This window comes from Flavobacterium suaedae, from assembly GCF_014642915.1.
Taxonomy (GTDB): domain Bacteria; phylum Bacteroidota; class Bacteroidia; order Flavobacteriales; family Flavobacteriaceae; genus Flavobacterium; species Flavobacterium suaedae.
Genome location: NZ_BMJE01000009.1, coordinates 1 through 16,781 on the forward strand (window position 1 = coordinate 1; position 16,781 = coordinate 16,781).

Consider the following 16,781-nt stretch of genomic DNA (forward strand, 5'->3'; position numbering starts at 1 on the left):
ACGTGGTGGAATATTAGCAGAAGAAGTAAGAATAAGAACTTATGCTACTTGGGCAGACTATGTATTTGCAGAAGATTACAAGCTACAACCGCTTAGTGAAGTAGAAGCTTATATAAAAAATAACGGTCATTTACCTAATATGCCATCTGCAGAGGAAGTGCAAAAAGAAGGCTTAGCTGTAAGTGAAATAATAAAATTGCAACAGGAAAAAATAGAAGAACTTACATTACACCTTATAGAGCAGGAAAAGGAAATGAAGCTTCTAAAAGAGCAAGTCCAACAATTACTAAATAAAGAATAATATGAAAAAATATATAAATACAATCTTTCAAGTGGGCTTTTTGCTTTTAGCAGGAGTCTCAATGGGGCAAAATGTATATGTATGTGATAATGGTGGTTTTGAATCAGGAAACACAACTAATTATAAATTTACTACAAAAGGACCTATAGATGAAGTTTATTGTACTGAAACGATAGGTACTGCATATACAGCAACTATTTCTTTAAATGATTTTACAGTCCCTGTAACACTTGTAGATAATAGCAATTTATCATCAGGAATTTATGACCCTACTTTGTATGCTGATGGAGTAAATATTAAAAGAGTAAATACAGGTAATTATGCTATTAAACTTAATGATAATAATGCTGATAAGGGATTGACCTCTATGAGTAAAATTTTTACACTAGATAGTGAGAAAGTAAATTTTTATTACTCTATTGTAACAGATCATAGTAGTAGTAATACTAATAAGGAGTCTCGGTTTATTGCAAGATTATATAATGCTTCTAGCTTAATTTATCAGGAATGTATTATAGTAGAAAATAGTAATACTTTATTTAGTATTACATCTTCCAAATCATTATATACAGGTTGGCAATGTATGGAGTTTGATACATCAACACCAGAGTTTGAAGAAGGAGATGAAATAACGCTTGAGCTTATAGTAATTGATGGAGGAAATGGGGACTATTATACTACTGTATATATAGATGATATATGTGATGGTTGTTGCCCTAATTGTCCAACTTTAAATACAGATGTGGGAACAAATCAGGTAGACTTGATGCAGGCAGTAACTTGTATTAATGCATATAATACAATACAGAGTGATGCAACCGGAGCTATATATCATGCAGGTGAAGAGGTTTTACTACACGATGGGTTTGAGGCGCTATATGGTTCTACAGATCATTTTTATATTGAAGGTTGTACGGATGAATATGTTTATCGCCAAGCAGCTACAGGCAGTCAAGATAAAGATGTTAAAAAACCTTCAAATCCGAACTCAAATGTAGTAAATGGAGTGCAAGAGTTTAAGGTTTACCCTAACCCTGTACAGAATGAGTTATATATAACCCCGGCGACAGATATGGAGATTGCTAAGCTGAGTTTATATGCAATAGATGGTAAAATGATTATGGAGTATATTCCTGAAATAGATTCTAAAGCTTATACATTAAATATAAGTTCTGTTACTCAGGGAGTTTATATTCTTACTGTAGAAACTACATCAGGAGAAGTAATATCATCTAAAGTGGTTAAAAATTAATTTTAGAGAATAGTATAAATAAACAAAAGCGGGATTAAATTTAATCCCGCTTTTTTATTTTAGTTACCAATTAAGCCTTCATCTTGCTTTTGGTTAGTATCATTTAAAATATTTGATTCCTCTTTCGCTAGCTTGTTTTTAGAAGGTATTTTGTAGCTTAAAGAAAAACCAATTCTTCTGGAATCATAACCGCTATTATACACAAAATCAGTGTCTATAAGGCTGAATTCTTGTTTGTTGGTGTTAAATACATCATTTATATATAAAGAAACAGATAAGTTATTAGATAAAAACTTTCTTGAAAAAGTTAGGTCTAAATGTTCATTAATTGGTCTTTCCGATTTGTAGAAGTAGTGATTTCCTCCCGTGTTACTGCTATTATAGGTCGCTGTAAATTTTACATTTGCAGGTAAAATAATTTGAGACATAAGGTTATAATTCCATATGCTTTTGCTTTCAACACCCGGTATATTATGCATTTGATTACCAACATACACATATAAAAAGTTAACCTCATCAGGGTTGAAATTGAATTTTAAAGTTTCATTTAGTCCCTTTGTAAAAAGCATATAAGGTATAGGAATACCAAAGTTGAAGTTACGTATAGTTATATTGGAGAAGTTTTCAGTAATATTGGCTGCTGCTCCTTCCGGTGTGTTTATTACACGATCTATTATTTGATTATCAGCATCAGTAACAGAGTAGCCTATAAAGAAGTACTCAAAGGCATTAAATTCAATTTCATAATTATTATAAATAGTAGGCTCTAAGTAAGGATTACCAAAAGCAGTTACATTAGGATTTTGGTATGATGTATTATTAGGATTTAACGAAGATGTATTTGGTAGTCTTATTTTTTTATTATAGCTGGCATTTATATGCATTTGAGGCATTATATTATATTGGACCACACCATTAGGAAAGAAACGGGTCTGTTTAAAAGGGCTTAGCTCATCAGTATCTGTATTACCGTCTATATCATAAGACTCCAATCGTCCACCTATAATAAACTCAAAATCTTTATAAGTTGCATGTGCTTCAGTATAGGCTGCTAATGAAGTTCTGGTATAGTCTAAGTTTCTCAGCCCAAAACTTTTTGTCTCAAAATCTAATAAGTTACCTAATACACCTGCACTTATTTTTGTTTTATCAAGGAATATTAACTCTTTAGAAAAATCAGATTTAAACTGATAGAAGTTTTGGTTACTGTTATTATCTAAAACAGGGGTTGGGTTATTTGTTGAGTTTAAATCTAAGTTACTGGTATTATCATTAAAGTTTAACTGAAAGTCCAGTTTTGTAAAAGGGTCTTCAAATCGTTTTTGATATGTTAATACAACATCATGATAAAAGTATTTAGACTTACTCCTATCGTTTGATGCGAACCCTAAACCATTAGCGTCAATGTAAGAACTGTTGTTATTAGTATTAATATCATAATTTACTAATAACCTATCCTTCTTAAAGTCAAACTTTAAACCTGTTTTTAAGTAGTAAAAGCGGTTATACCTGTCGGCTTGGGTTGCAGATAGTGTTGTATTATTACTGCTGTCATAAAACTTATTTTGCCTGTAGCTTTCGGTATAACTTTGCCCTCCTTGTACCTGCCAACTGAATAATTTATTGGCAGCACTAATTGTAACACTATTATTAAACCTGTGTCGCGCCTTGTCATAGTTTGTAAAACTATACCCATTAGCGTAAGTTAAGCTTAAATATTTTTTCGCTTTTCGGGATGATACTATATTAATAATAGCTCCGCCGGATGTTGCAGGGAACTCAGCACCTGGGTGGGTAATAACTTCAACCTTTTCAATAGCGTTTGCAGGCATTCCCTCTAAATAAGCAGAAAGTTCGTTTGAGTAGATATTTAAGGGACGACCATCCATATATACTTCCAGTTGCTTTCCTTGGTACATCATTCCTGCTACTTCGGAAATGATTAAGCCGGGAAGTTTTTTAAGTCCTTCCAGTAAAGAGCCTGAATTTAAATGAGATTGTTCTGAAAAATCGAATATTGTCCTGTCGGCTTTTCGTTCTACAGCTTTTTTCTTTTTACCGATTATAACTTCTTCTAATTCGGTTTTCATTTCTTTTATAGTATCATTAGCTGTTTCGTTTTGTGCAAATAAGCTAAATGAACTTATAAATAAAAGCGATGAAATAAGTAACCTCATAATTATATCTTTAGCGGATTAGGAATGGATGATGTAAAAATAGTTATATATTTTTATTGCAGGTATTTATTGTACTGCTTCTACCTTGTACCCTTGTTTTCGCAATAAATTAATTACACCGTTTTCTCCGGGTAAGTGTGCTGCTCCTACACCAAAAAAGGTAGGGTTATCCTTTACTGCTTTTTCAATATCTGCTATCCAGCTTTTATTTCTGTTATCCAGTAAAACATCACTATGCTCTTCGTACATTGAGTTATCTTCCTCTTTCATAAACTCGGCAATAGCTTTAAGGTCTTTGCTTTCGTATATGGCTATCATACGTTTGTACATCTCTTTACTTGATTCAATACCTTTCTCAGCTAATTTGGCTAAGTTTTCAGCCTGCTCTTCATAAGGTATAGCATCAAATATTTCCATTTGAGACTCTATTGTTTCTAAGCCATATACATCTTCATTTTGTTCTTTAGTTACTTTTAGCAGTTCGTTTTCTATAGACTGCATTGGGCAATCTAACATTGAAGGGAGTAACATCATCTCTACAAACGAAGGTTTAAAATTGTCCAGCATTTTTAAGGACATACCTATATTTTCAAGGAAAAGCATATTTAAAGCTTCGTACTGCTCAGCACTTACCATAGTGCTTATTTTTTTACCATCTTTCATCATCATACCCTGCATAGTTTTTACTTGCAGTTCAGGGTCATCCATGTCAATTTCAAGATATAGCTGATTAGTCTCATCCAGTGCCTTTAGTACTTTCTCGTCTAAAGTAGCATCGCAGGTTATGTGTATAGTTCCTAAAAGGTAAGAAGGTTGGGTTAATCCGTTACCTGATATTTTCCAAAGTAAGCTTTTTTCTTCCTGAGCGTTACTTACTAAAGATAGTAGTGCTGCAAGAGCCAGAAATATTTTTTTCATTTTTTTTAGTTATATAGATGAGATGGGGTTAAAAATCCAGTTTTTTTAGTTCATTGTAGTTACGGTTTAATCTCTTTAAAAGTAGTCCGTATATAAGTTTATAAAATAGCCAGAAAAGTAACAGTATTACGCCTGTAGCTAATAGTGCAAGTAATATATATAAAACGTAAAACCAACCTAAATTTCCATTCGCTTCAAACTTTTGCTCTGCACCTATAATATTAGGGTCATACATAAAGAACAACACAAAAAGTAACATCATCGAAATAAAGTTGTATACAATAACCGTTATAATATAGGTGGTTACAGCTTTTCGGGTTTTAAGTATACTTTGCATTAACCTTTTGGCATTATCGGTAACCTTTATTCTTCTGTAGTTTGTATAAAAAATAAACATAAAGTACAGAATAATTAAATAGTTAATTATCTCTAACGGAGTAGTAATATAATTAAGGTGTAAACTATTTATCCTTTTCATTTGTGAGCTGTCGCTTAATAAAAAAGAAATTACTAACCATAAAGTAAACTCTGTAATACTGATAACCAGTATCCATTTTACTATAGATGAAGAACGTTTATGCAACATTGCATAAATTTCTTTTGCAGAAAATTTAGGATAGTTATCCGTACTTTTCTTCCAGCTGTTTTTTAATTTATCTAAATCGTCCATAGTTTGTTATGGATTTAATATTTTTTTCAATTTTCCTTTTATTCTGTTCATTTTAACCCTTGCATTTACTTCGGTAATACCAAGAGTTTCAGCTATTTCTCCATAGTCCTTATCTTCCAGATACATAAAAACAAGTGCTTTATCAATATCATTTAGCTGATGTACTGCCTGATATAATAGCTTAATATGTTCTTCTTCCTCATAATTATATTCTTCCTGATTTATTTTGTGTAATTGATTGTCAAATTCAGTTGTTTTTACAGTTCTGCTCTTTTTTCTGTATAACGTAATAGCAGTATTAAGCCCAACACGATATGCCCAGGTAGTGAATTTAGAATCACCCCTGAATTTTGGGTAAGCTTTCCATAACTGTATGGTGATTTCCTGGAAAAGGTCCTTATGCGCGTCTTCGCTATTAGTATATAGCCTACAGATTTTATGAATGAGGTTTTGGTTTTCCTCAATTTGTTGCACAAAAGATTGTTCCAATTCTGAATTCATACTGTATAAGTGTGCAAAAGTTGCAAAATGTTACACAAGCCTATAAATCTTTTTCTTTATAGTAGTTAACTAAAAGCCCTACAAACTTACTGTAGGTTTTTAAGCCATCTTTTTGATGGTTGATTTTAAGGTAGTTATCGTAAAAGTATTTGAATATATCTTCTATAAACGATTCATACTTATCATGAAACTGCTCACTGTCTTCATAGTTAAGTAGTATACCTTTGTTTATTAATGGTAGTAAATCTTTTGCTTCCTGCTCATCAAATCGCTCTATATTACGTATGCAGTATTTTAAAGCGAAAGAATAACCGGAGTACTGAAAATAAATGTCATCATTATATATAGAAGTCATAAAACCGATAAAATTAGCCTCGCTTTCGGAAGCATAGCCCAACTGATGTGACATTTCGTGGCAGGCAGTAGTAGGCAGGTTATATAAAGGTAAATTACAGTTCACCTGAGCCTCATTAGTAAAAGGGTTAAGATAGCCACCAAACCCCATATAGGATAGAGGGGTGCTTATTAATGATGATTTTAAACTTTCATTTTTAAAAGTAAAATCAGGATATTTTTTAGAGAGTTTAGCATAACCATTTGGTGCAAGGTTGTAAATTTCTTCTACACTGTACGGGTTTACTACTTTAGCACTATCATTACTTGTAATTTGCAAGTGAAGGTTATTTGTTTTGTCAATTAGTCTTTTGGTGAAATCAATAAGTTCATCATGCGTATATTTTTTCTCTATACCCATTTTTTCGTGTAGCGGAACGCGATGGTAATTTACTGCCCACAAAAAATAAAAAAGAAAATAAAAAACAGAGAAAAAGCTACCTATGGTAAGCAGGTTAAATTTCCACTCTTTTCGCCATGTTTTACGGCGCCTCCATAGCCAGCGAATAATGAATATAATTACTATACCATAAATTATATCGCCTATAGAGAAACCAAAAATCCCAAAAATAATTCGTAATGTTTTGGATATGTAAGGATAAATGCCGTTACTGTAATAGTGCTCTACAAAATCAGGAAATAATGAAAGCAGGTTTATGATAATAATCTGGAGGATTAAAAACAGACACAGTATAATCTTTTTCTTCATTGGGTAAATAGATAGTGATTGTAAATATAAGTAGTATTTTTGTATCAGTATAATAGAGAAGTACCCGATGAAGAAGATTGAAGGAGCAGAAAAGGTTATTTTTATATGCGAGGGTAAAAAATGCGGTCGCTATAGTAAAGAACTGCGAAAAGCCTTTAAATCAGCTATAAAAGAAGCAGGTTTAAAAAAGGAAATTTTTGTAGCCCGAATGGGGTGTAGCGATAATTGCAAATGCGCCCCTGTACTATGTATACAGCCGGAAAACGAGTGGGTAGGAGAGGTGAAGAGCAAGGATATACCCGATATAATTAGCAAACAAACAGAAAATAATAATAAACAATAAACTACGAACGTACATGAACGAAGCAATAAGAAACCTGGAGCCAAAAGCACTATGGAACCAATTTGCAGACCTTAATGCAGTACCAAGACCTTCTAAAAAAGAGGAAAAGGTAATTGCTTTTATGAAAGACTTTGGAGAAAAGTTAGGATTAGAAGTAGTAATAGATAAGGTAGGTAATGTTATTATTAAAAAACCTGCAACTTCCGGAATGGAGGACAGGAAAAAAATAGTAATGCAAAGTCACCTTGATATGGTGCACCAAAAAAATGCAGATACTGAATTTGATTTTGACACTCAGGGTATTGAGATGTATGTAGATGGTGACTGGGTTCGTGCTAAAGGTACTACACTAGGAGCTGATAATGGGCTTGGTGTAGCAACTATAATGGCAATACTGGAAAGTACTGATATACCGCACCCTGCTCTTGAAGCATTATTTACTATAGATGAAGAAACAGGAATGACAGGTGCTATGGGGCTTGAAGGTGGTTTACTGGATGGTGAAATACTTTTAAACCTTGATACCGAAGAGGATGACGAAATTGATATAGGTTGTGCAGGCGGTGTTGATATTACCGCTACACGCGAGTATAACGAAGAAGACGTACCGGAAAACGCTGTAGGATATACCATTACTGTAAAAGGGCTAAACGGAGGTCACTCCGGTATGGATATTAATAAAGGCTTAGGTAATGCCAACAAAATAATGAACCGTCTTTTCTTTGATGGTTTTGAAAACTTTGGTTTACAAATAGCCGAAATTAATGGCGGTAGCTTACGTAATGCTATACCAAGAGAGAGCTTTGCAAAAGTTATAATTTCAGAAATTTTTGATGAAGCATTCCAGTTTGATATTCAGCAACTGATAAACGATATAAAAACAGAGTTTAAAACACTAGAGCCTAACCTTGATATAGTAGTAGAAAAATCAGAATTGCCAAGCAAAGTAATGGAGCTTGGCGTTCAGGAAGGTTTTGTACGTGCTTTATACACAGCTCATAATGGTGTGTACCGTATGAGTGCTGATATGGATGACTTAGTGGAAACATCTAACAATATTGCAAAGGTTACCGTAAAGGATGGTAAAATACACGTGGGTTGCCTTACACGCTCTTCTGTTGAAACTTCTAAGTTTGATTTAGCTAACTCTTTACGTTCAGCATTTGAGCTTATAGGTTGTGAGGTTACCCTATCAGGTGCATACCCGGGCTGGACTCCAAATGTAGATTCACCTATACTGGATGTACTTACTGATATTTACGAAAAACAAAATGGAGAGAAACCAAATGTAGTGGCTTGCCATGCCGGTTTAGAATGTGGTTTATTAGGTACTCATTACCCTGATATGGATATGATTTCTTTCGGACCAACAATTAAAGGCGCACACAGCCCTGATGAAAGAGCAAGTATTTCATCAGCGCAAAAGTACTGGAAGTTTGTACTGGAGATATTAAAAAATATACCAAAGAAATAAACTTGTAATACATAAAATAAAAAACTCCGCCACCGGCGGAGTTTTTTATTTTATAACAATATCATATTTATCCAATAATCCTGTTACTGCTGGTAATGAGAATTTTGCTTTTTTAATACGATTTATTTCAGGGTTTATAGAATAATTAATAGCGGTACGAAAATCAGCTTTTTCAATATTAGTATAACTAAATACAGCCTGTGCTAAATTGCATTCCTTAAATAGGGAATTAGTTAATGTAGCTTCAGTAAAGTCTACTTCACGAAGGCTACAGTTTATAAATTGTATACTTTTTAATGTTAATTCGTAAAAAGAAGCTAAATCTAAAGTACAGTCATTAAAGGTAAAGCCCAGTAAAAAGGTATCACACTTACTAAAGTCTATTCCTAATAATTTGCATTGAAAAAATAAAACATCTCTAAAAGCTGTTTTGTTAGCGGTTACCATGCTAAAGTTACAATCAGTAAAAGAGCATTCTGTAAAAACAAATTCCGAAAGGTTACATTCGGAAAAATCACAACCTGTAAAATTACAATTATCATACTCCGCTTTAGGTAAATCACCTATTGTAAAATCTTCATTTGTGTAATCAACACTATCAGTTATTTGCATAGCTTTGTTTATTCCTTTTTCTTTACCATTGGGAATTCAATAATAGTAGTTCGTCCTTCATTTTGTCCTGATATTTCTGCCAATAAAGAATCCTCCGCAATTTTATTATAAATAATTCGGGTAGGAAAATCATGGTCAGGATTTTCAAAAATATATTTATTTGCAGCAAAACCGGTAAGAGTAAATGCCACAGGCTTATCGTTATTTTGATTACGGGCATTTATTACCAAGTGTAAAGAATCTCCTCTTTGATCAAGTATCATTTCTTCAGACATTATAGTGTCTTTATTAGGGCTTAAAATAAAAGAATAGCCTGTAAAAGTAGAATCATTTTGTTTTTCCCATACCTCAGTAGTTTCATTTTCTGACGAGTGACCTTCCCAATGTCCTACAAGCCAGTCAAACTCTTTTATCTGGTCATATTTCTCAGTAGTTTTTTCTTCCGAAAGTAATTTTTCCGTTTCTTCTTTCTTTTCCTCGCCTTCTTTACAAGACATAAAAAGAGCTAAACAGGTTAAGCTAGTCAAGAAAATAGTTTTTGTTTTCATGTTTTTATTGATTTTTTTAGGTGTGATTCCCAAAATAATAAAAACATCTTATTTATACATATAAATAACTGTTATAATTTAAAATATTTCTTGACACAGGTCACCATTTAACATTGCTCCTGCCTTTGTTCCCGATGCAATTGCTGTGCTAACGGTTCGTAAAGGTGTAGTGCAATCGCCGGCTGCATATATACCTTCAATATTTGTTTTTTGCATTTCGTTAACCGCTATATAGCCATTTTCATCCAGTAGACCGAGTTTTTTAGGAATGTCATTATGTTGCTCTGCCATTGGTCGGGCATAGGCAACATTATATTTATGAATGTCTCCATCTTCAAGTATTATTTTTTGTAATGCACCATTTACATGTTCTACCTGCTTTATACGTTTTTCAACAACAGGAATAGTATGCTTTTTAAGTTTTAATAGTTGTTCATCTGTAAAATTGCCTTTACCATTGCTAAATATAGTTAAATCATTAGTCCACTGTTTTAATAAAGAAGCATAATGGTATGCTGCTTCTCCATTGGCTATAATAGCCGTTTTTTCTCCCTTAAATTCATAACCATGGCAGTACGGGCAATGTATTATTGTTTTACCCCAACATTCTGTTATGTTCTCAATTTCAGGCAATATATCTTTTATACCCAAAGCAAAAATTACTTTTTTAGCTGTAAATGAGTCTTCACTTTCGGTTATTACAGTAAAGCCATTTTCATTTCTAACCACATCGGTTACTTTTCCCTGTTGGAAAGTTATGCTTGGGTATTTTAATACCTGATCTTTACCTGTTTGTGCTATTTTTTGTGGTGTTTCACCATCTTGAGTTAAGAAATTATGAGAGTGCGGAGTGTATCTGTTACAAGGTTTTCCGCTATCAATAATTAGTGTTTCTCTTGATGCACGGCCTAATGCCATACCTGCTGAAAGTCCGGCATAACTACCGCCTATGATAATTACTTCAAAATGCTTACTTTTCATGACTCTAAAAATCTATTTGTTAATAAGGTATTTGTTGTCAAAGTTAATTAAAATTAATATTATTGCAATATAGTTGCATTAAAAGAATTATGAAGAAACGATCAACTCCTGCAAAAAAAGAAGTAATAAAGCTGCTAAAGTCTTCTGAATCAGCAATGAGTCAGGAAATGATAGAAGAGAAAGTAAAAGGTAAGATGGATAGAGTAACCATATACCGAATATTAAACAGCTTTTGTGAAGACGGTATTATCCACCGTATTCTTTCGGATGAAGGAAAGTACTATTTTGCGCTATGCATGGATTGCGAACCGGAAGAACATACACACGACCATTTTCATTTCCGTTGTCTTACTTGCCAAAAAGTGGAATGTTTGCCGGAACAAGTAAATGTTGAGCTACCCGAAGGTTACAAAAAGAAAAATGCCACAGGCTGGATTACGGGCTATTGCAACAATTGCAATTAAAAAGGAACGGTTGTTGATTACTGTTTTAGTATCAAATTTTTACGTACTTTTGCACGGCTAAAAAATAGGAGAAAATAATATGTTAGACAGGTTACAATATGTAAAACAGCGTTTTGATGAGGTGTCAGATCTTATCATCCAGCCGGATGTTATAGCTGACCAAAAACGTTATGTGCAGTTGAATAAGGAATATAAAGACCTGAAAGCGCTGGTAGAAAAGCGTGATGAATATATACAGCTTAACGGAAATATAGAGGAAGCAAACGAAATTATTGCTGACGGTAGTGATGCTGAAATGACAGAAATGGCAAAAATGCAGCTTGAGGAAGCAAAAGAAAGATTGCCAAAACTTGAAGAAGAAATTAAATTCATGCTGATACCAAAAGACCCGGAAGATGCCAAAAACGTAATGGTAGAAATTCGTGCGGGTACCGGTGGAGATGAAGCAAGTATATTTGCAGGAGACCTTTACAGAATGTACACTAAATACTGCGAAAGCAAAGGATGGCGAACTTCTGTTGTAGATATGAACGAAGGTACATCAGGAGGGTTTAAAGAAGTTGTATTTGAAGTATCCGGCGAAGATGTATACGGCACACTTAAGTTTGAAGCAGGTGTACACCGTGTACAACGTGTACCGCAAACGGAAACGCAGGGGCGTGTACACACATCAGCCGCTACAGTTATGGTATTACCAGAAGCTGAAGAGTTTGATGTACAAATTGATATGAATGATGTACGTATTGACCTTTTCTGTTCATCAGGACCTGGTGGGCAGTCGGTAAACACTACAAAATCGGCAGTACGTTTAACACACGTTCCTACAGGTTTGGTAGCGCAATGTCAAGATCAGAAATCACAGCATAAAAATAAAGATAAAGCCTTACAGGTATTACGTTCCCGACTTTACGAAATGGAACTTGCCAAGAAACAGGAAGAAGATGCGCAAAAACGTAGCTCCCAGGTAAGTAGTGGTGACCGTTCGGCTAAAATACGTACGTATAACTATCCACAAGGGCGTGTTACAGACCACAGAATTGGCTTAACACTATACGACCTTGATGGTATTATAAACGGAAACATACAAAAAATAATTGATGAGCTGCAGCTTGTTAATAATACAGAGAAGCTAAAAGAAAGCGAAGTTTTCTAAAACAATAAAAAATCCCGCCAATCGGCGGGATTTTTTATTACCATTAATTAAGGTATATTAAATACACTATATTGCTTATTTTTGCAAAATAGCTACACGACAACTTTACAACATGACAACACAACAATTATACGAACAAATACAACAAAAACAATCTTTCTTGTGCATAGGGCTGGATACCGATATGAATCGTATTCCGGAACACTTACTACAAACAGAAGACCCCATATTTGAATTCAACAAAGCTATTATAGATGCCACTCATGATTTAGCTGTTTCCTATAAACCCAATACAGCTTTTTATGAAGCACACGGGCTTAAAGGGTGGCATTCGTTAGAGAAAACTATTAATTATTTAAACCAAAAACATCCTGAAGTATTTACTATTGCTGATGCTAAACGTGGCGATATTGGGAATACTTCGGCTATGTATGCAAAAGCATTTTTGCAGGACATGAGTTTTGATTCGGTTACTGTAGCGCCATATATGGGTAAAGACAGTGTTTCGCCATTTCTTGCTGTAAAAAATAAGTTCACTATTCTGCTTGCTTTAACTTCTAATGAGGGCGCTTTTGATTTCCAAACACAGCAGGTTGGTAATGAAGAGTTGTATAAAAAGGTAATAAAAACCTCTCAAACTTGGGAGAGTAGCGAAAACCTAATGTATGTAGTGGGGGCTACCAAAGCAGAATTTTTTAAAGAGATAAGAGAAATTACCCCTCATAGCTTTTTACTGGTACCGGGAGTAGGCGCACAAGGTGGCAGCTTACAGGATGTTTGTAAGTACGGAATGAATGACAAAGTAGGCTTACTTGTAAACTCATCACGAGGGATAATATATGCATCACAAGGAGAAGATTTTGCACCAGCAGCAAGGGCAGCAGCACAGAAGTTACAACAGCAAATGGCAAAGCTTTTACATGTTTAATTGTTTCGTGTTACGGGCGGGGAAGCCAACCCGTAACTTGCAACTCGCAACTTATATGAATGAAAACATATACTGACCAGATAGGGAATACCATAACACTAAACGGAGTGCCAAAGCGTATTGTATCGTTAGTGCCTTCGCAAACGGAGCTACTATTTGATTTAGGTTTAGAAGATAGTATAGTAGGGATTACCAAGTTTTGTGTACATCCTTATCACTTAAAATCGACTAAAAAAGTTATTGGCGGTACTAAAAAAGTACATGTAGAGAAGATAAAACTTTTACAGCCGGATATTATAATTGCTAACAAAGAAGAGAATACAGAAGAGATAGTTGCTGCTATGCAGGAAATAGCTCCTGTTTGGGTTAGTGATATAGTTACCGTTCAGGATAGTTTGGATATGATAGAAGAGTTTGGAAAAATATTCTCTGCTCGCACACAAGCCAGACAATGGGTTGATAAAATAAACTATGCCCTTTCTGATTTTCAAAACTTTATGAAAAACAGAGAGCCGCAAAAAGTAGCCTATTTTATTTGGAAGAACCCTTATATGGCAGCAGGGGGAGATACTTTTATAAACGAAATGCTGAAGCTGAATAACTTTATTAATATCTACGAAGAAAGAGGACGTTACCCTGAAGTGATTATACAAAAAATGAGAATTCAGGGCGATCCTGATTTGGTTTTACTGTCATCAGAGCCTTATCCTTTTAAAGAAGAGGATGCTTTTGAGATAGGGCGCTTTACCCATCACGCCAAAACAGTATATGTAGATGGCGAAATGTTTTCGTGGTACGGAACGCGAATGGCAAAGGCTTTTAACTACTTTAAACAATTACAGCAACGGCTGGATTAATTCACTATCAAACTATTATAAACAAAAATGCCGATACGTACGTATCGGCATTTTTCTAACTAACCCTAACCAAATGTGAGAAAACCATTTTATTTTATCTCACTGCAAATTAAAGCATTAGTTCTCATTTACAGGTTAAGGCTGTGTTATGTATGTGTTATTTTGACAGATTTATTTATTATCCTGTAAAGCAAACACTTTTTTAAGCAGGGTAGATGTTCTTTCGTTTATATTGTGGCGTATTTCTATCTCTTCTTTAGCAATCATAGTAAACACACCTTCTAAGGCTTTATTAGTTACATAATCCGTAAGGTCAGGATTTACATCCTCTACTAACGGAAGTGTGTTGTATTTAGTAATAATGGTATTCCATATTTTATCAGCACCCACTTTATCAAAAGAGGATTTTATAACAGGGTTAAACTTTGTATACAGTTGTGTTGAAGTAGTGTTTTGCAAATAGTTAGTTGCAGCATTATCGCTACCTAACAGGATGTTTTTAGCATCGTTAAATGTCATGTTTTTTACAGCATCTACAAAAATGGGTGTAGCTTCTTTAACAGCATCTTCTGCGGCACGGTTCATCATTTTTAAACCTTCATCTGCAAGATTTCCTAAACCTATTTTCCGCAATGCGCTGTCAACTTTTTGTAATTCTTCAGGTAGTAGTATTTTAACCAGTTCGTTTTTATAAAATCCATCAGTTTGTGTAAGCTTACTAACCTGTTGGTCTATACCTTTGTCAAGAGCCTCTTTAAGTCCGGCAGCTATATCAGCATTGGTTATTGCCCCGCCTGCATTTGGCAGCTGAGAAGCAATTTGTTCCAGTTCAGCACAACCGGATAGTGTAAATAAACTTGTAGCCAGTAGAAAAACAAAAAATCGTTTCATTTATAAGTGTTTTTATTTAATCCTGTAAAGCAAACACTTTTTTCAATAAATCGGAAGTTCGAGATGATAAATTTGCTCTAATATCTTTTTCTTCAATAGCAATCATGGTAAAAACACCTTCCAGCGCTTTACCTGTTACATAATCGGTAAGGTCCGGGTTTACATTTTTTACTAACGGCAGGCTGTTATATTTGTTTATTATAGTTGCCCATATTTCGTTAGCGCCTACTTCATCTAAAGAGTTAGCTACTACAGGGCTAAATTTATTATATAAAGGTTGTGTAGTGGTATTTTTTAAATAGGTTGTAGCAGAGTTATCATCGCCCATTAAAATATTTTTGGCATCAGTAAAGCTCATATTCGTAATAGCATCTACAAAAATAGGGGTAGCTTCTTTAACGGCATCTTCTGCTGCACGGTTTAAAACTAGTATTCCTTTATCTGCCAAATCACTCATTCCCATTTTGCGAAGTGTAGCATCTACTTTTTGCAGTTCTTCGGGTAATACAATTTTTACCAGTTCATTTTTATAAAAGCCATTAGTTTGGGTAAGTTTCTCTACTTGTTCGCTAACCCCTTTTTTTAATGCTTCTTTTAGTCCTGAGCCTATTTCGGCATTACTTAAGCTACCTGTTCCGGTTGTATTATTTATTTTGTCTTTTGCTTTATTAAGCAAATCTTTAAACTGTGCATTAACAGTTAAATGTGTTAATACTGTACATAATAAGGAAAGAATTAGTTTTTTCATTTTTTTAATTTGTGTGTATGCAAACTTTACAAAAATCATTCCATAGGTTTTATATAATTGTAATATAATCGGTTAGCGTTAAACTATCACTATTTTTAGTTAATAAGGAGAAGGGATACAGAAGAATTGAGTAACTTGCTTGTAGATACAAAATTCATTTACATGAAAATAGTTGAATTGGAGCTTCTTACAGATGATATTTCGGATACGGAAGCATTTTACGAGAGTGTATTAGGTTTAAGCCCATATCATAAAGATGATAAAACGTATCTTTTTTATAAAATTGGTTTTACAAAGCTCATATTTAAAAAGACTGAAACAGCAATAACTCCGGTTTACCACTATGCTATTGATGTACCGAATAATCTTTTTAAAGCTTCACACGAATACATAAAGGAAAATACTAAAACCATTCCTGTTACTGAAAACAGTGACATAGCTGATTTTTCAAATTGGGAAGCAGAGTCGTTTTACTTTTCTGATAATAATGGCAATATACTGGAGTTTATTACTCGTTATGCTAACCAAACCTATAAAGCACCTCCTTTTACTAATGAGTGTTATATAGCGGTAAGTGAAATTGGGGTAGTAACCAAAAATGTTCCTGACCTTGCGGACAGGTTGCACGAAAAGTATGGTTTGCCGTTTTTTCACAGGCAGGAAAGGGGAGACAAATTTACTGTTATGGGTGATGATGAAGGGCTTTTAATTATTTCAAAAAGAGGCAGGGAATGGTATCCTACCCATGATAAAAAAGCGAATTCATTTTTTACCCGATTAGTTTGTCTTCATAAAGGAAATACACTACATTTTGCCTTTGAATAAACAAAACACAAAATGCTTAAATATATATCTCGATTT

18 protein-coding genes and 1 pseudogene are annotated in these 16,781 nt (G+C 34.0%); 9 read left to right on the plus strand and 10 right to left on the minus strand.

Translation table 11 applies throughout. From position 1 onward, the window contains the following. Both IEW45_RS13970 and IEW45_RS13975 read left to right on the plus strand, forming a co-directional pair. Window positions 1-301 (plus strand): annotated as a pseudogene (locus IEW45_RS13970) (hypothetical protein); the annotation flags it as partial. A 1-nt stretch (window position 302) separates the two neighbouring features. Next, on the plus strand, window positions 303-1,553 hold the full coding sequence (locus IEW45_RS13975) for a T9SS type A sorting domain-containing protein (RefSeq protein ID WP_188621889.1): 1,251 nt from the start codon (window positions 303-305) through the stop codon (window positions 1,551-1,553). Window positions 1,554-1,612: 59 nt separating this feature from the next. Here IEW45_RS13975 and IEW45_RS13980 read toward each other — a convergent pair whose 3' ends face one another. From IEW45_RS13980 to IEW45_RS14000, 5 genes are all read right to left on the minus strand, one after another. Further along, window positions 1,613-3,730, minus strand: coding sequence for an outer membrane beta-barrel family protein (locus IEW45_RS13980; protein ID WP_188621890.1), 2,118 nt, complete (start codon window positions 3,728-3,730; stop codon window positions 1,613-1,615). Between the two features lie 66 nt (window positions 3,731-3,796). Further along, window positions 3,797-4,648 carry a TraB/GumN family protein gene (locus IEW45_RS13985; protein WP_188621891.1) on the minus strand — a complete coding sequence of 284 codons (852 nt, stop codon included), beginning with the start codon at window positions 4,646-4,648 and terminating at the stop codon, window positions 3,797-3,799. A gap of 28 nt (window positions 4,649-4,676) precedes the next feature. Then, on the minus strand, window positions 4,677-5,318 hold the full coding sequence (locus tag IEW45_RS13990) for a DUF8845 family protein (protein WP_188621892.1): 642 nt from the start codon (window positions 5,316-5,318) through the stop codon (window positions 4,677-4,679). A 6-nt stretch (window positions 5,319-5,324) separates the two neighbouring features. Further along, entirely contained in the window at window positions 5,325-5,819 is a 495-nt protein-coding gene (locus IEW45_RS13995) for an RNA polymerase sigma factor (RefSeq protein ID WP_188621893.1), read from the minus strand. Window positions 5,820-5,859: 40 nt separating this feature from the next. Continuing rightward, window positions 5,860-6,921: a DUF3810 domain-containing protein gene (locus IEW45_RS14000; RefSeq protein WP_188621894.1), complete on the minus strand. Its 1,062-nt coding sequence runs from the start codon at window positions 6,919-6,921 to the stop codon at window positions 5,860-5,862. A gap of 67 nt (window positions 6,922-6,988) precedes the next feature. Between IEW45_RS14000 and IEW45_RS14005 the strand changes: the two genes are divergently transcribed. Then, window positions 6,989-7,264 carry a (2Fe-2S) ferredoxin domain-containing protein gene (locus IEW45_RS14005; protein WP_188621895.1) on the plus strand — a complete coding sequence of 92 codons (276 nt, stop codon included), beginning with the start codon at window positions 6,989-6,991 and terminating at the stop codon, window positions 7,262-7,264. Between the two features lie 13 nt (window positions 7,265-7,277). Continuing rightward, entirely contained in the window at window positions 7,278-8,738 is a 1,461-nt protein-coding gene (locus IEW45_RS14010; RefSeq protein ID WP_188621896.1) for an aminoacyl-histidine dipeptidase, read from the plus strand. A gap of 45 nt (window positions 8,739-8,783) precedes the next feature. Here the strand turns inward: IEW45_RS14010 and IEW45_RS14015 are convergent, their stop codons facing one another. From IEW45_RS14015 to IEW45_RS14025, 3 genes are all read right to left on the minus strand, one after another. Beyond that, window positions 8,784-9,350, minus strand: a complete 567-nt coding sequence (locus IEW45_RS14015; RefSeq protein WP_188621897.1) for a pentapeptide repeat-containing protein — start codon at window positions 9,348-9,350, stop codon at window positions 8,784-8,786. A gap of 8 nt (window positions 9,351-9,358) precedes the next feature. Next, window positions 9,359-9,847 carry a DUF6265 family protein gene (locus IEW45_RS14020; RefSeq protein ID WP_229665960.1) on the minus strand — a complete coding sequence of 163 codons (489 nt, stop codon included), beginning with the start codon at window positions 9,845-9,847 and terminating at the stop codon, window positions 9,359-9,361. Between the two features lie 129 nt (window positions 9,848-9,976). Continuing rightward, window positions 9,977-10,879: an NAD(P)/FAD-dependent oxidoreductase gene (locus tag IEW45_RS14025; RefSeq protein WP_188621899.1), complete on the minus strand. Its 903-nt coding sequence runs from the start codon at window positions 10,877-10,879 to the stop codon at window positions 9,977-9,979. Window positions 10,880-10,968: 89 nt separating this feature from the next. On the opposite strand from IEW45_RS14025, the gene IEW45_RS14030 reads away from it, so the two are divergent. From IEW45_RS14030 to IEW45_RS14045, 4 genes are all read left to right on the plus strand, one after another. Continuing rightward, window positions 10,969-11,343 carry a Fur family transcriptional regulator gene (locus tag IEW45_RS14030; RefSeq protein ID WP_188621900.1) on the plus strand — a complete coding sequence of 125 codons (375 nt, stop codon included), beginning with the start codon at window positions 10,969-10,971 and terminating at the stop codon, window positions 11,341-11,343. 79 nt (window positions 11,344-11,422) lie between these two features. After that, window positions 11,423-12,496, plus strand: a complete 1,074-nt coding sequence (prfA, locus tag IEW45_RS14035) for a peptide chain release factor 1 (RefSeq protein WP_188621901.1) — start codon at window positions 11,423-11,425, stop codon at window positions 12,494-12,496. A gap of 112 nt (window positions 12,497-12,608) precedes the next feature. Then, the gene (gene pyrF, locus IEW45_RS14040) at window positions 12,609-13,424 is read left to right on the plus strand and encodes an orotidine-5'-phosphate decarboxylase (protein ID WP_188621902.1); all 816 of its coding nucleotides are present in this window, start codon (window positions 12,609-12,611) and stop codon (window positions 13,422-13,424) included. A 59-nt stretch (window positions 13,425-13,483) separates the two neighbouring features. Further along, entirely contained in the window at window positions 13,484-14,281 is a 798-nt protein-coding gene (locus IEW45_RS14045; RefSeq protein WP_188621903.1) for an ABC transporter substrate-binding protein, read from the plus strand. Between the two features lie 171 nt (window positions 14,282-14,452). Here the strand turns inward: IEW45_RS14045 and IEW45_RS14050 are convergent, their stop codons facing one another. Together IEW45_RS14050 and IEW45_RS14055 are read right to left on the minus strand one after the other, a co-directional pair. Then, on the minus strand, window positions 14,453-15,172 hold the full coding sequence (locus IEW45_RS14050) for a DUF4197 domain-containing protein (RefSeq protein WP_188621904.1): 720 nt from the start codon (window positions 15,170-15,172) through the stop codon (window positions 14,453-14,455). Between the two features lie 16 nt (window positions 15,173-15,188). Beyond that, window positions 15,189-15,920, minus strand: a complete 732-nt coding sequence (locus IEW45_RS14055) for a DUF4197 domain-containing protein (protein ID WP_188621905.1) — start codon at window positions 15,918-15,920, stop codon at window positions 15,189-15,191. Window positions 15,921-16,082: 162 nt separating this feature from the next. On the opposite strand from IEW45_RS14055, the gene IEW45_RS14060 reads away from it, so the two are divergent. Continuing rightward, window positions 16,083-16,745, plus strand: a complete 663-nt coding sequence (locus tag IEW45_RS14060) for a VOC family protein (protein WP_188621906.1) — start codon at window positions 16,083-16,085, stop codon at window positions 16,743-16,745. Window positions 16,746-16,781 lie beyond the last annotated feature (36 nt).